This window comes from Neobacillus sp. GCM10027624 (assembly GCF_042675345.1).
GTDB lineage: Bacteria > Bacillota > Bacilli > Bacillales > Cytobacillaceae > Neobacillus > Neobacillus cucumis_D.
In genome coordinates this window covers 530,549-545,647 of record NZ_JBHTHD010000013.1, presented here as the reverse complement: position 1 = coordinate 545,647, position 15,099 = coordinate 530,549, and the positions used below count along the sequence as shown (strand labels likewise).

The window sequence follows — 15,099 nt, the reverse complement described above, 5'->3', positions numbered from 1 at the left end:
TATTTAAATTCATTTGATAGTATTATTATACATCAATATTCAAAAAAATAAAGACTATTTTTGCAAGAATTCTTTTAAAATCGCTTTTTGTGCATGTAAGCGGTTTTCTGCTTCATCAAAAACAACTGAATGAGGACCATCAATAATGTTGGCTGTGACCTCTTCACCGCGGTGTGCCGGCAGACAGTGTAAAAAGATAAAGTCGCTTTTGGCATGTTTACAAAGATCGTCGTTTACCTGAAAGCCTTCGAATGCCTTTAGACGTTTTTCTGTTTCTGCTTCCTGCCCCATACTGGTCCAGACATCTGTTACAACAACATCAGCATCTTGAATGGCTTCAACCGGATTATGAGTAATCGTGATTTGTGCGCCTGTTTCCTTGGCAATTTGCTCCGCATTCTCAACAATCGTTTGATTTGGCATATATCCTTCAGGGCTTGCAATACTGATATCGATTCCTACCTTAAGCGCCCCTTCAAGCAAGGAATGGGCCATATTATTATATCCATCGCCAATATAGCACATCTTTAATCCGGCTAACTTGCCTTTGTGTTCAAGAATCGTAAGAAGGTCTGCCATCACCTGGGTTGGATGCTGTAAATCCGTTAAGCCATTAATGACCGGAATTTCAGCATGCTGGGCAAATTCCTCAATCGATTCATGGGTAAAGGTACGAATCATCAATGCGTCTACATAACGGGAAAGCACTTTCGCCGTGTCTGAAATGCTTTCTCCTCTTCCCAACTGACTATCCTTCGAGCTTAAGAAAATTGCCTGTCCGCCTAGCTGCAACATCCCTACTTCAAAGGAAACTCTCGTACGTGTAGAGGACTTGTCAAAAATCATTCCTAATACCTGTCCGCTTAAATACGGATGTGGCTTTCCTTGCTTTTGCATAGCTTTAAGTTCCAATGCGACATCTAGTAAATACAGAATTTCATCTGTAGTAAAATCCGAGAGTTGTAAAAAGTTTTTCCCTTTAAAAGTAAACTGTTTTGAATCAGCTTTTTTCATTGTCTCAATCATCGATTACACCTCTATCCCAATTTTATAATATTCGCTTACAGTAAGAACTTCAAAATCTGATCGTAATTGATCATCAAGCCCCATCATTGCTTCTACCGTATCTAAATGTGTAAATACTTTTACATTGTAGCGGGTTGCTTGTTCACGGATATAAAAACCAAATTTCAGTTTGTTCCGTCCCTGATTTGGAATATTAATGACCGCACTTACTTTTTGTTGGCGGAAAAGTTCATTTACATCTTTTTCATCTTTTATGATATTTGCAACGGCAACGCCACTTTTTTCGAGAAATAATGCTGTTCCTTCCGTTGCAGCTATTTTATATTGATTGTTCACCATTCCCTGTATGATTGGCAGGCTGGCGGACTTTTCCCGGTCTGAAATTGAACAGAAAATATATTTTTCCTCATCTTGCGATTTGAAAGGGACAGCCTTTGCCAATGCCTCTTTGAAACTGGCACCTAGGCCTAGAATCTCACCCGTCGATTTCATTTCCGGTCCAAGAACATGGTCAACACCTTTTAATTTAGTAGAAGAAAACACCGGTGCTTTGACTGAATAATAATTTGGTTCTGGCAGCAGCCCCGATATGGCACTGATTTCAGTAAGAGAAACACCAAGCTGAACCTTGACCGCCCATTCAATCATCGATACTCCTGTTACTTTGCTGATAATCGGCACCGTTCTCGATGAACGCGGGTTTACTTCAAGCACAAATACTTGATTTTCATAGATAACAAATTGGATATTCATCATCCCAATAATCTCAGCAGACTTTGCAATTCGGTTCGCATAGTCAATGAGCGTTTCCTTTACCGAATGAGACATCGTAATCGGTGGGAAAATCGAGATACTATCCCCAGAGTGAACACCAGCTTTTTCAATATGTTCAAATATTCCCGGAACGACAATATTCACGCCATCGCTGATGACATCAATTTCACATTCTAATCCCGGCAGATAGCGGTCAACTAATAATGGCCACATACTCTCCTGTGAATTTTCTTGTAATTGTTCAATATAACTTTGAAGTTCCTCTTCTGAAAAAATCGTAAACATCGATTGTCCGCCGATGACATAAGATGGACGAACCAAAACAGGATAGCCTAATTTTTCTGCGGCTTCCACCAGCTCATCTGCATGGGAGACCGTTTTACCTTCGATATGAGGAATTTTCAGGTCTTCAAGAAGCTGATAAAATTCTTTCCGATCCTCCAAGCGATCGACATTTTCAACTGGCGTTCCAAGAATCTTTATTCCTTCTTCTTGTAAGGTATGTGCCAAGTTAATCGCTGTTTGGCCGCCGAATTGGATGAGAACTCCTTCGATATTCTCCTTTTCAATGACATGGAGAACATCCTCTGCAGCCAACGGTTCAAAGTAAAGACGGTCCGCAACGGAATAATCTGTACTGACAGTCTCAGGATTATTATTAATCACAACCGCTTCATAGCCCATTTTCTTTATTGCTTTTGCAGCATGAACCGAACAGTAATCAAACTCAATTCCCTGGCCAATTCGTATCGGACCGGACCCAATAACAAGAATCTTTCTATTATTAGACACCTCAACCTCGTCATAGCCCATCCAAGTAGAATAATAGTATGGTGTAACGGCATCGAATTCAGCCGAACATGTATCAACCATCTTATAACCTGGTTTCCAGTTAAGGACCTTCCATTTAAGTCTGATCTGTTTTTCCGGAATATCATAAATTTGTGAAAGCAGTTTGTCAGAAATATTTTTCCGTTTCGCATCCTTTAACAGTGAGGCCGGAACTTCATCCCAGGTATAGGAAGCTAATTCCTTTTCTAAATCAACAATCAAGCAAATTTTATATAAAAACCACGGGTCAATCTGGGTAAGTTCCTGAATTTTATTAAAAGAAATATCCCTTTTAAACGCCTCTGCAATGATAAATAGGCGCTGATCATTGGCTGTCTTCAGTTTTTCAAACAGTGCAGCCTCTCCTAGGTGTTGATAAGTCTTTGTGCAAAGCCCGAAAATATTCATTTCCATCGAGCGAATTGCTTTATTTAAAGCCCCTTCAAACGTGCGGTCAATCGCCATTACTTCCCCAGTTGCCTTCATTTGCGTACCTAATGTACGATCTGCCTCGGGAAATTTATCAAACGGAAAACGCGGCAGTTTGACAACGATATAATCAATTGCTGGTTCGAAGGAAGCAAAGGTATTTCCTGTTATCGGATTGATAATCTCATCTAAATGGTAGCCAATTGAGCATTTTGCTGCCATCCGGGCAATTGGATAACCGGTTGCTTTCGAGGCTAATGCAGATGAACGGCTGACCCTCGGATTTACTTCGATAATATAATATTGATTGGATTCAGGATGAAGAGCGAACTGAATATTACAGCCGCCGATAATCCCCAATTCACGAATTACTTTGACCGAAGAATCACGGAGCATCTGGTATTGTACATCTGTCAAGGTTTGCGATGGAGCGACTACAATTGAATCACCCGTATGAACGCCAACAGGGTCCATATTTTCCATATTGCAGACAATGATACAGGTATCATTTGCATCACGCATAACCTCGTACTCAATTTCTTTCCAGCCTTTGATGCTTCTCTCTACCAACACTTGATGAATTGGACTAGCTGCTAGCCCTTTTTTAAGAACGATTTCGAGTTCTTCATCATTATGGGCAAAACCACCGCCATCCCCTCCAAGGGTATAGGCAGGACGAATAATAACAGGATAGCCGATTTCTTTGACAAATTGTACTCCTTCATCAAAGCTATGAATAATGGCTGATTCAGGAATCGGCTCCCCGATTTCAATCATTAAATTACGGAACTTTTCACGATCCTCACCGTTTTTAATCGATTCGACAGGAGTCCCTAACAGCGCCACACCATATTTTTGTAAAATGCCCTGTTCATATAATTCAACAGTCAGGTTTAAACCTGTTTGCCCGCCAAGTGTTCCGATAATACCATCCGGCTTTTCTTTTCTAATAATTTTTTCAATGGCAGTAACATTGAGCGGTTCAATATAAACCTTGTCAGCAACGGTTTCATCCGTCATGATTGTAGCCGGATTATTATTGATTAAAACAACCTCGATTCCCTCTTCTTTAAGGGCTATACATGCTTGTGTTCCCGCATAATCAAATTCTGCGGCCTGACCGATCACAATCGGGCCAGAGCCAATGACGAGAACTTTCTTTAGATTTTTATTTAACGGCATAACGTGTCTCTCCCAAGGAAGTAATTTCTTTTACAAACTCTGTAAGAATATGTGCTGTATCGCTTGGTCCCGGATGTGCCTCCGGATGAAATTGAACTGTTTGAATAGGGTACTGATGGTGCTTTAGCCCTTCGATAGACTTGTCATTAACGTTGCGATAGGTAACAGCAAATACATCTGTGTCAATACTATTATCAACCACTACATAGCCGTGGTTTTGTGCAGTGATTTTCACCTTTCCAGTCATTAATTCTTTCACTGGATGATTGCCTCCGCGGTGTCCGTATGCAAGTTTTTCTGTTCTTGCACCGAAGGCAAGGGCAATCAACTGGTGCCCAAGACAAATCCCCAATGTTGGGAAGTGCTGGCAAATTTTCTTAATTTCCGGGAACCACTTTTTCAATTCCATTGGGTCTCCAGGTCCGTTACTAAAAAGAACTCCATCCGGATTTAAAGCTTTGATTTTTTCAAAAGGTGTATTGTAAGGGACGATGGTCACAGAGCAATTCTCCGCTAACAATGCTGTTAAAATCGACTTTTTAAATCCAAAGTCCATTAACACTACATGTGGACCATTGTTTTTAAAATATTGAATTTTTTTCGTTGAAACTTTTTCCACCCAGAGGGAAGAATTCACTGTTGAAGCAATGCCTTCCACCTTTTTAGTACTTAAAAAACCTTTTACCGTTCCGCGGCTGCGGATGGTTTTGACTAAGAGTCTTGTATCTACCCCTGCAATCCCGGGAACACCTGCCTCCATCAGCTTTTCTGAGAATTTACTGATAGACTGATAGTGACTTGGTGTTTCACACAAATCCCCAATGATTACCCCGGAAAGGGCCGGATGGACACTTTCATCATCCTTCGCGTTGATTCCATAATTCCCGATGATTGGATAGCAAAAAGTAATGATCTGTCCTGCATAGGAAGGATCCGTAATGATTTCTTGATAACCGGTCATACTTGTATTAAAAACGACTTCTCCAAGAGAGTCCTTATTTGCACCAATTAAAATTCCTTCAAAAACTTCCCCAGTCTCCAAAGTAAGATATCCCTGCTCCATCATGCTCACTCGCCTTTCTGTATACTTTGGAATGCCTTCTCCAACTTCGTAATAAATTCATTTACCTCATCGATTGTAGCGGTTAATGGAGGCAAAACCCTTATCACATTAGGTCCAGCTGTAAGAATAAGCAGCTGCTCGCCGATTGCTTTTTGAACAATTTCAGCTGCATTCACATCAATGACGATCCCTTTCAATAAGCCTTTACCACGAACATCTTTAATAAAAGAATACTTTTCTGTTAAACTTTGAAGCTTTTCATCTAAATACGATGCGATTTCTCCAGCCTTTGATAATACATCACTTTTTACGATGTGTGTGATAGTGGCAACTCCCGCAGCCGTTGCTAATGGATTTCCTCCAAACGTGCTCCCGTGGCTGCCAGGTTCAAATGCTTTTGCTGCTTTTTCTTTGGCGATAATCGCCCCAATTGGAAAACCAGAGCCTAAACCTTTTGCAACACTGATGACATCCGGTTCAATAGAGTATTGCTCATAAGCAAACAATGTACCGGTCCGTCCGATGCCCGTCTGGATTTCGTCAACCATCAATAAAATATCGTTCGCCACGCAAATTTGCGCCAGTTTTGTAACCCATTCCTTGTTTGCTGGAATGACTCCGCCTTCCCCTTGAACAAGTTCAAGTAAAACGGCAGCAGGTTTGATTTCTGCCAGCTGTTCAATTGCTTCGTTATCATTAAAAGGTAAATAGCGGAAGCCCTGAACCAAAGGAAGGAAGCCCTGTTGTATTTTCTCTTGCCCCGTAGCTGAGAGTGTTGCTAAGGTTCTGCCGTGAAAGGATTGCTCGAAGGTGACAATTTCATAAGAGTCCGTCCCTTTTACCTTTTGTGCATATCGACGTGCTAATTTAATGGCTGCCTCATTTGCTTCCGCGCCGCTGTTACAAAAGAAAACTTGATCGCCACAGCTGTTTTCTGTTAAAAGGGCAGCAAGTTCCTGTTGATTCGGTATATTATAGAGATTGGAGCAATGCCATAGATTTTGGACTTGTTCCTCAAGTTTTTCTTTAACTGAATCCGGTACATGACCTAAATTACATGTAGCAATACCGGAAGTAAAATCTAAAAATTGAGTTCCTTTGTCGTCCCACACATAGCTTCCTTTTCCTTTTACTAATGTAACTGGGAAACGATTGTATGTAGCCATTAGTGGCGATTCAAGGGAAACGGAAGTGTTATTTGTCATTACACAATCTCCTCTTCTAGAACGATTTTCGTACCAATCTTTTTACCGTTTACATAGTCTATTAGACTATTTTTCTCAAAGCCGTTGATGATGGCAACCTCTGGTATATTGTGAACAAGTCCGTCAATTGCAGCCGTAACCTTGGGAATCATTCCACCGTAAATGGTTTTATTTTGAATCAATTCCTCAACTGCCGCCTTCGATACTTGATCAAGCTTCTTTTTTTCACCATTTGCTTCAATTAAAATTCCCGGAATATCACTGATAAAGCAAAGGTTTGCTTCTAACACTTTCGCAACGGCGCTTGCAGCAATATCCCCATTTATGTTGTAACGCTGCCCATTTTCATCAATTCCAATTGGTGAAATGACGGGAATATATCCTTGATCAATGATGCCTTCCACTACACTTTTGTTCACTTCGACAACTTCGCCGACAAAACCAATTACTTCGGAATTTTCAACCGGTTTCGCCTTTAATAGAGAGCCATCTACCCCGCTGACACCATAAGCATTACCGCCCGCTTCAATAATATTTCTAACCACTTGTTTATTAACTGAACCGCTTAGTACCATTTCCACGATATCCAGAACCTGAAGGCTCGTTACCCGCAGGCCGTTCACAAAGGTGGTTTCAACATTTAAGTTTTTAAGTAATCCAGTAATTAAAGGTCCTCCACCGTGGACAATAATGGGAGTCCACTCGCCCGATTCATGGATTTTTACGATATCCTCATAAAATGATCTCGGCAGATTTTCTAACACACTGCCGCCACACTTAATCACTAGGTATTTCACTTTTGTGCCCCTCCTCTATGTGCGATAGGATCCATTGATTTTGACATAATCATAGGTTAAATCGCATCCCCAGGCTGTAGCACTTTGATTTCCTTGATTTAATTCAACAAATATTTGGATGGTTTCCTGCTCTAAATAGTTTTTAACTTCCGCTTCATCGAATGGGCAAGGCAAGCCATTTTCAAACACTTGATAAGGACCAATCGCTACCTTGATGGCATTAGGTTGAACTTGAACACCACTATATCCAATCGCCGTAACAATTCTGCCCCAATTTGCGTCAGTTCCAAAGATGGCCGTTTTAACCAGGCTGGAAGAAATAATCGATTTCCCGACTATGCTTGCATCCTTCTGACTTTGTGCCCCTTCAACGGTTACCTCGATTAACTTTGTTGCTCCTTCACCATCGCGGGCAATCTTTTTAGCCAGCTCCTCAGAAACGATTTTTAAACCCGTTACAAATCCATCCCAATCTGGATGATCTTTCGTTAACAGATTGTTTTCTGCAAGTCCGTTGGCCAAAACTAACACCATATCATTTGTACTTGTATCTCCATCAACGGTAATCATATTAAAGGTTTGATTTGTCACATCTTTAAGGGCAAAAAGCAGATCCTCATGGGATATATTTGCATCAGTTGTAATAAAACCAAGCATTGTTGCCATGTTTGGGTGAATCATTCCAGAGCCCTTTGCTGCTCCGCCAATACTGACTGTTTTCCCGTCAATTTGAATTTGGACGGCAATATGCTTCACAGCTGTATCTGTTGTTAAAATCGCTTGTATAAAGTTTTCTTCAGCCTCATTTTCCGCCTTTAAAATTTGGCCGATTCCCGGATTGATTTTTTCCATAGGAAGCAATTCTCCGATTACGCCCGTTGCCGTTACAGCAACAAGGTGTTCAGGTATTCCCAGTTCATTGGCAAAAGCCTTTTGCATTGTGGAGGCATCTTTTAATCCCTGCTCCCCTGTGCAAGCATTGGCGTTACCGGAATTCACAAGAACAGCTTGAATTTTATGTTCCTTGGCAATGCATTCTTGTGTAATGACTAACGGTGCAGCCTGAAAAATATTAGTTGTATATACCCCGGCCGCAGTAGCGGGAACCTCAGAAACGATATAGCCTAAGTCCAGCTTTCCCTTCTTAATCCCGCAATTCATCCCGCCTGCGTTAAATCCCTTTGGTAATGTAACGCCTTTTTCTTTTAAGACAACCACTTTATGATTAGAAATTGCTTGCATCAAGTTTTCCCTCCTGTGCTTCCCAAAAATAATGTTCTATGGATACATCGGAATATCGCTAAGCCCGATCTGTTCATCCCAACCGTTCATAATGTTTGTATTTTGAATTGCTTGCCCTGCTGCCCCTTTTACTAAATTATCAATCACCGAAATGATGGTTAGACGAGCGGTCCGTGGGTCAACATGCAACCCGATGTCACAATAATTACTGCCAAGGACCTCTTTAGTTGAAGGAAGGTTACCCATTGGTCTTACCCTTACAAACGGCTTATTTTTATAAAATTCAGCGTATAATTCATGCACTTCTTTGGTTGAAATATTTTCATTTAAGTTTATATAAGTCGTACACATAATTCCTCTAGTCATGGGTACTAAGTGAGTTGTAAAGGAAATCGTGATCGGTGTTTGCGCTTCATCACTAAGAGTTTGCTCAATTTCCGGTATATGTTGATGGGCTCCAAGTTTATATGCCCTTATGTTTTCATTTATTTCACCATAGTGGGAGGTTAATGAAAGCCCTCTCCCTGCTCCAGATACCCCCGATTTTGCATCTATGATAATAGACTTGTAATCTGCTAAACTTGTTTTCAAAATTGGCAAAAGCCCAAGTGTAGCTGCCGTTGGGTAGCACCCGGGATTGGAAAGCAGATTAGCATTCTTTATATTTTCTGCGTAAATTTCACTAAGTCCGTAAACTGCCTGATTTAAATAATTTTCATCTGCGGGTGAATGTTTGTACCACGATTCGTACTCAACAGTAGACCTTAGTCGGAAATCACCAGATAAGTCTACGCATTTGATTCCATTTTTTAAAAGCTGGGGAACAAGGTCTTTGCTTACACCTGAAGGAGTTGCAAGAAAAACCATCTCATTATTTTTGCTTAATTCACTTGGATCAAATGTTTCGAGCGATAAATCTACTATATTCAACAAGTGCGGATATGCTTCACTAAATTGGGTACCGGCTTGCGAGTTAGATACAACGGTACCAATTTCTAAATATGGATGTTTATTAAGTAACCTGATTAATTCAATTGCCCCGTATCCCGTTCCACCGATAATCGCGACCTTCAATCTTTTCATCTCCCGAATTCGTCTTCTTGTTGTATTATTATACCGTTTGATTAATAAATATTCAATATAAAAACAATTAAAATATCAGTTTTAATTGAATTTTTAATAAAACGTAACTGAAAACGCTTACATATTTCCGTGTTAGAATATACATTTTTTATACAAATAAAAAAGCAGAATTCCCGCAGTCTGCAGATTTCTGCTTTTTCTTTTCTAATTAGAGTGTTTTTTGTTTTCTTCTATAAGTGTACATTTTCCATTGATAATGGATGAAGCATCCGATACAAAATCCTAAGATTGCCACGAAAGCTGCTATTGCAACAAGAATAGTGAATATATAACCGACTGCATTCCATCCTGTAAAAAAGCCTATGAAGCCTAATCCTAAACATATAACGGCAATTTTTTGGTTAAATTGCTGCTGAACCCAATCTTCAGGAATGTAGGCGTTTGGTTCTTTTCGCAAAAATTTCTTTGCAATCTGCATAATGGGATTAAACCCCAAAAATAGTCCAAGGAGACCAGAAATAAATGGTACGAGTAAAAACCATTCTTGACCAGAAAACAATGTTAAAACAGAGCATATAACAATGACCGATTGATTTGTCCTCACGAGCGGTCGTGGTATAGAGCGGATAGATCTTGACAATTTAATCCAACCTTTCTTATTGGATTTATAGGTTTAATGTTCTATATATTCTATCCATTTAATCTCGTTTTGTACACAAAATAATCTTTCCTTTTTTAGGGGGAATAAAAAAATCGTTAAAGCTTTGGCTTTAACGATTTTTCTATTTTTACCTTTCCTTTTCTTTCCTATTTAAATACTCATCTACTTGAAGAAACTCAGGAGATGTATGGGTTGCCATGATCCCATGGTAACTTATATCCAAACCAAGGTCTTCTTCATCACCTGAGGCGCGAATTGGTACCCATTTATTAATCAGTTTTAAACCTGCCCATGTAAGCAGGAATCCCCATCCACATAAAATGATTAATCCTAACAACTGAATCCATAATAAATGCCATCCCCCACCTTCTAAAAGGCCCCCTTTTGTTGCAAAAAGGCCAACAGCGATTGTTCCCCATACACCTGAAACAGCATGAACTGGAAATGCGCCAACTGGGTCATCGATCCGTTTTGCTTCCAACCAATTCGTCGCCCCCATCATCAACAAACCAGAAATTGCCCCGATTAAGATGGATGACTGGTCGCTTACAAATGCACAACCAGCTGTTATCCCCACAAGCCCTGCAAGGGAGGCATTAATAACAGACGGGGCATCCGATCGGCCGTATCGGAATAAAGTGTAGAGTAATGCGGTTGCCCCTCCCGCTGCTGCTGACAGCATTGTTACAATAGCAATGTGACCTATTCTAACATCAGTTGCTGTTAGTGTACTTCCAGCATTAAACCCAAACCAGCCGAACCATAATAAAAAGGCTCCTACTGAAGCAAGCGGCAGATTACTAGGCAAAGCAATGGAAGAGGAGTTTTTTGAAGTAAATTTACCTTTTCTTGGTCCGATTAGAATGGCTGCAGCTAATGCCGAGAACCCTCCTAAAGCATGTATAACAGCAGAACCTGCAAAGTCTTCCATTCCTAATTTCCCTAACCAGCCGCCGCCCCAAACCCAATGCCCGGCAATGGGATAGATCAGAGTAGTCATTAATATGACGTATAAAAGATACGCCCGGAAATTCACTCTTTCCGCTAACGCACCAGAAACAATGGAAATAACCGCAATAACAAAGGCACCTTGGAAAAGCCAAAAGGTGTCCGTCGAAATTGACAATTTTAAATAGGAAAAGTCACCTTTTAACATGAAGCCGTCCTTACCGATTATACCGAGCAGGTCAGAACCATACATTAGGGCAAAACCGATTAAATAATAACAAAGTGTACCAATCGTAATATCAGCAAACACCTTCATAATGATATTGACACTGTTTTTTGAGCGAACAAAGCCTGCCTCAAGGAGGGCAAATCCACCTTCCATTAATAGAATCATAGCCGCAGTCAGAACTACCCAGATTGTATCAAGACCCGATTGAATTGCATGTATCGTCATTGCCATTGCCCCCCCATTCCTTTATAGCTTTCAAGTTCCTCTATAACACTATGAGAAAGAACAATTGCTTGTTTCTCTTCATTTTGCACCAAACCTATAATTCTCTCTAATTCATTAATTTTTCTCTTAATATCTTCTATGTTCATTAATCGCTGTTTCACATTAACAAGATACTCAACTGCTTGGTGATGGCTGGGGGGACGTCCTGTGAAAAACTTTTTTATTGCTGGTAATGATTGATACCAAGCCTCGTGTGTTCTTCTTTTTTCTTCGTACTTTATAATTTTGTTTTTAATTTGAACAATTTCTTTTTCCTTATAATTCTTTATTTCTTGCAAGATACGAACTAATTCCTTGGGATCAAATTGAAATTCTAAAGTGCGATATAATTCATCAATGACGTCCATGTTATATCTCCTCACATGAAGTGTTACTTTTTCTGATTATATTGAGAATTTTCATATTAGTCAATATAAAATTCTCCCCTTTTTATTTCCATAGAAAAAAGGAACCCCTTTATTTAGAGGTTCCTTGCATTAATAGTTTAAAATGCAATTGATACATATTTTACTTCGAGATATTCATCAATTCCGTAATGCCCGCCTTCGCGTCCTAGACCACTTTCTTTAAATCCTCCGAACGGTGCCTGTGCAACCGTTGGAAGCGCATCATTAAGCCCAACGATTCCATACTCAAGCTTTTCACTGATTCGAATCGCCCTGCTTAGACTTTCTGTATAAACATAGGCAGCCAATCCGTAAATTGAATGATTCGCTCTCTCAAGTACTTCCTCTTCTGTTTTAAACGTTGCCACTGGTGCCAGTGGTCCGAATGTTTCCTCTTTCATACAAAGCATTTCATCCCCAGCATTTGTGATAATCGTCGGCTCAAAAAAGTAACCATCAGCAATATTAGCCCTGCTGCCGCCTTGAAGCAGTTGCCCACCCTTGCTAAGAGCATCATCAATTTGTTCCTTTACTTTATCAATGGCATGTGAATCAATCATTGGACCAATGTCTGTTCCTTGATCTAATCCATTTCCAATCTTTAATTTCGCAACAGCTTCCCGGAACTTTTCATTAAATTCGGCTTCAATTGACTCATGGACATAGATTCGATTCGTACAAATACAAGTTTGACCAGCATTCCTGAACTTTGAGCCAACAACCCCTTCAATCGCCTTATCAATATTTGCATCATCCATGACGATAAACGGAGCATGACCGCCTAATTCTAAAGAAATTTTCTTTACGGTATCTGCGGCGCCTTTCATGAGCATCTTCCCAACCTCAGTTGAACCAGTAAACGTTAGTTTACGAACACGCTCATCCTGCAGCCAAGCATCGCCAATTGCCCGGGAATCTCCGGTCACGACATTTAACACACCTTTTGGAATTCCAGCCAAATGTCCAAGTTCAACAAGCTTTAAGGCCGTTAACGGAGTTTGAGTGGCTGGCTTAATCACAGCAGTACACCCGGCCGCAAGTGCAGGAGCCACTTTCCTCGTAATCATCGACGCAGGGAAATTCCATGGTGTAATGGCTGCAACTACACCTACCGGTTGTTTCTGAATAAGAATTCGTTTATTCGGATGGGAGGATGGGATGGTTTCGCCATAAATCCGTTTTCCTTCTTCTGCATACCAAGAAACATAACTGTTCGCATTAATAATCTCACCCAATGCCTCTTTCAAGGGCTTTCCTTGCTCTTCTGTCATAATCCGCGCGAGATTTTCTTTATTTTCATCGATTAATTGAAACCATTTCATTAATAATTGGCTGCGTTCCTCAGCCGTTTTAATAGACCATTCCTTAAAAGCGGCAAATGCTGCATCTACCGCCTTTTTTGCTTCAACCTTTCCCCCTTTTGGAACTTCTGCGATCACCTGATTATTCGCAGGGTTAATTACCTTAATCATTTCCTTATTTTCACTTTCAACACTTTCCCCGTTGATCTGCATTAAATGTGTGCTCATACGAATTCTCCTTTTCTATTATTTTTCAAAAAAGTTCTATGTTTATACTAAACTAACGCTGCCAGAAGAAACGAGCGCTGCCTCAATGGAATTTTCCAAAATGGTTAACCCTTCCGCCAATTGCTCATCGGTAATGACCAGCGGCATAAGAAGACGAATGACATTGCTATAAATACCCGCGCTTAGGATTAACAATCCTCGTTTGTTCGCTTCTTTTATAATTTGATTGGTCAAATCTTTTGCCGGCTCTTTTGTTTTTCGATCCTTTACAATTTCAATGGCACACATAGCCCCAAGTCCTCTTACATCACCAATGCAATCAAATTTGTCATAGAATGCCTTAAACTTATCCATGACGATTTTACCGATTTCTTCCCCGCGCTGATTTAGCCCTTCTTCTTCAATAATGTCCAAAACAGCTAAAGCCGCTTTACATCCCAAGGGACTGCCGCTATAGGTTCCGCCAAGCTCCCCTGGGTCTGCCGCATCCATAATTTCTTTACGTCCAATAACGCCGCTGATTGGCACCCCTGCTCCCATCGATTTTGATACCGTAAGCAGGTCTGGAACCACATCGAAATGCTCAATAGCAAAGTAACGGCCGGTACGGGCAAATCCAGTTTGAATCTCATCTGCGATAAAAAGAATTCCATTTTCTTTACACAATTGAGAGACTCCCTGCACGAAGCGTTTTCCAGGAACAATAAATCCACCTTCACCTTGAACCGGCTCCATCACAACGGCTGCAATTGATTCAGGCGCCACATCACTTACAAAGAAATTACGAAATTCCTCAAGCACAAAATCTTCATACTGCTCTTCTGTTAACCCATCAGGGCGTCTGTACATATATGGAAACGGTGCTCTGTAAACCTCAGGAGCAAACGGACCAAATTCAAATTTGTACGGTTTCACCTTACTTGTCATGGTCATCGTCATTAAGGTCCGGCCGTGATATCCTCTTGAAAAAGAAATAATCCCTTGTCTTTTTGTATACTTACGTGCAATTTTTACGGCATTTTCGACTGCTTCTGCCCCACTATTTTGTAAAAGTACTTTCTTCTCATGATCTCCCGGGGCAAGACTGGCAAGTTTTTCAGCCAGTTCAATGTAAGATTCAAACATCATCACATTAAATCCAGTGTGGATAAATTGATCAACTTGTTCATGTAGTGCTTGTTTCACTTTTGGATGACCATGTCCTACGTTTTGTACTCCGATTGCTCCGACAAAATCAATAAAGGTGTTACCATCCACATCTTTGATTAGCGCCCCATTAGCGGATTCTGCAAAAGCCGGAACCCCATAACTTACGCCTTTTGGTACGATATTTTCACGTCTTTCAACTAAACTTTTTGATTTTTCCCCTGGTAAATTCGTTTGGATTTTTGCATTATTCATGATAATCTTCCTTTCGTTCATAAAATAA

General features: G+C 40.4%; 12 protein-coding genes. All 12 read right to left on the bottom strand.

Annotated elements, in window-relative coordinates; all coding sequences use genetic code 11:
- Positions 1–54 precede the first annotated feature (54 nt).
- The gene (gene argF / locus ACFQZ9_RS23605) at positions 55–1,026 is read right to left on the bottom strand and encodes an ornithine carbamoyltransferase (protein WP_498945774.1); all 972 of its coding nucleotides are present in this window, start codon (positions 1,024–1,026) and stop codon (positions 55–57) included.
- A 3-nt stretch (positions 1,027–1,029) separates the two neighbouring features.
- Positions 1,030–4,242 (bottom strand): carbamoyl-phosphate synthase (glutamine-hydrolyzing) large subunit, encoded by a 3,213-nt coding sequence (gene carB / locus ACFQZ9_RS23600; RefSeq protein WP_498945772.1) that lies wholly within the window; start codon positions 4,240–4,242, stop codon positions 1,030–1,032.
- Positions 4,229–5,305 (bottom strand): carbamoyl phosphate synthase small subunit, encoded by a 1,077-nt coding sequence (locus ACFQZ9_RS23595; protein WP_198312124.1) that lies wholly within the window; start codon positions 5,303–5,305, stop codon positions 4,229–4,231. The genes carB and ACFQZ9_RS23595 overlap by 14 nt, the downstream gene beginning before the upstream one ends.
- Positions 5,306–5,310: 5 nt before the next feature.
- Positions 5,311–6,510 (bottom strand): aspartate aminotransferase family protein, encoded by a 1,200-nt coding sequence (argD, locus tag ACFQZ9_RS23590; RefSeq protein ID WP_498945770.1) that lies wholly within the window; start codon positions 6,508–6,510, stop codon positions 5,311–5,313.
- Positions 6,510–7,307: an acetylglutamate kinase gene (gene argB, locus ACFQZ9_RS23585; protein ID WP_498945768.1), complete on the bottom strand. Its 798-nt coding sequence runs from the start codon at positions 7,305–7,307 to the stop codon at positions 6,510–6,512. The genes argD and argB overlap by 1 nt, the downstream gene beginning before the upstream one ends.
- Positions 7,308–7,322: 15 nt before the next feature.
- Positions 7,323–8,549 carry a bifunctional ornithine acetyltransferase/N-acetylglutamate synthase gene (argJ, locus tag ACFQZ9_RS23580; RefSeq protein ID WP_498945767.1) on the bottom strand — a complete coding sequence of 409 codons (1,227 nt, stop codon included), beginning with the start codon at positions 8,547–8,549 and terminating at the stop codon, positions 7,323–7,325.
- A 36-nt stretch (positions 8,550–8,585) separates the two neighbouring features.
- Positions 8,586–9,623: an N-acetyl-gamma-glutamyl-phosphate reductase gene (argC, locus tag ACFQZ9_RS23575; RefSeq protein ID WP_498945766.1), complete on the bottom strand. Its 1,038-nt coding sequence runs from the start codon at positions 9,621–9,623 to the stop codon at positions 8,586–8,588.
- 217 nt (positions 9,624–9,840) lie between these two features.
- Complete coding sequence (locus ACFQZ9_RS23570; RefSeq protein WP_198312065.1) at positions 9,841–10,272, bottom strand: DUF4395 domain-containing protein; 432 nt, start codon at positions 10,270–10,272, stop codon at positions 9,841–9,843.
- Between the two features lie 148 nt (positions 10,273–10,420).
- Positions 10,421–11,695, bottom strand: a complete 1,275-nt coding sequence (locus ACFQZ9_RS23565; protein ID WP_498945764.1) for an ammonium transporter — start codon at positions 11,693–11,695, stop codon at positions 10,421–10,423.
- The gene (locus tag ACFQZ9_RS23560) at positions 11,692–12,102 is read right to left on the bottom strand and encodes a hypothetical protein (protein ID WP_498945763.1); all 411 of its coding nucleotides are present in this window, start codon (positions 12,100–12,102) and stop codon (positions 11,692–11,694) included. The genes ACFQZ9_RS23565 and ACFQZ9_RS23560 overlap by 4 nt, the downstream gene beginning before the upstream one ends.
- A 137-nt stretch (positions 12,103–12,239) precedes the next feature.
- Positions 12,240–13,670 (bottom strand): NAD-dependent succinate-semialdehyde dehydrogenase, encoded by a 1,431-nt coding sequence (locus ACFQZ9_RS23555; RefSeq protein ID WP_498945762.1) that lies wholly within the window; start codon positions 13,668–13,670, stop codon positions 12,240–12,242.
- Between the two features lie 42 nt (positions 13,671–13,712).
- Positions 13,713–15,092: a 4-aminobutyrate--2-oxoglutarate transaminase gene (gabT, locus tag ACFQZ9_RS23550; protein WP_198312062.1), complete on the bottom strand. Its 1,380-nt coding sequence runs from the start codon at positions 15,090–15,092 to the stop codon at positions 13,713–13,715.
- Positions 15,093–15,099 lie beyond the last annotated feature (7 nt).

Bases quoted from the DNA above. Each gene is read 5' to 3' on its own strand.
- ACFQZ9_RS23565 (WP_498945764.1), bottom strand. From the start codon at position 11,695: ATGACGATACATGCAATTCAATCGGGTCTTGATACAATCTGGGTAGTT.
- ACFQZ9_RS23560 (WP_498945763.1), bottom strand. From the start codon at position 12,102: ATGGACGTCATTGATGAATTATATCGCACTTTAGAATTTCAATTTGAT.
- ACFQZ9_RS23555 (WP_498945762.1), bottom strand. From the start codon at position 13,670: ATGAGCACACATTTAATGCAGATCAACGGGGAAAGTGTTGAAAGTGAA.
- argD (WP_498945770.1), bottom strand. From the start codon at position 6,510: ATGACAAATAACACTTCCGTTTCCCTTGAATCGCCACTAATGGCTACA.
- gabT (WP_198312062.1), bottom strand. From the start codon at position 15,092: ATGAACGAAAGGAAGATTATCATGAATAATGCAAAAATCCAAACGAAT.
- ACFQZ9_RS23595 (WP_198312124.1), bottom strand. From the start codon at position 5,305: ATGGAGCAGGGATATCTTACTTTGGAGACTGGGGAAGTTTTTGAAGGA.
- carB (WP_498945772.1), bottom strand. From the start codon at position 4,242: ATGCCGTTAAATAAAAATCTAAAGAAAGTTCTCGTCATTGGCTCTGGC.
- argF (WP_498945774.1), bottom strand. From the start codon at position 1,026: ATGATTGAGACAATGAAAAAAGCTGATTCAAAACAGTTTACTTTTAAA.
- argJ (WP_498945767.1), bottom strand. From the start codon at position 8,549: ATGCAAGCAATTTCTAATCATAAAGTGGTTGTCTTAAAAGAAAAAGGC.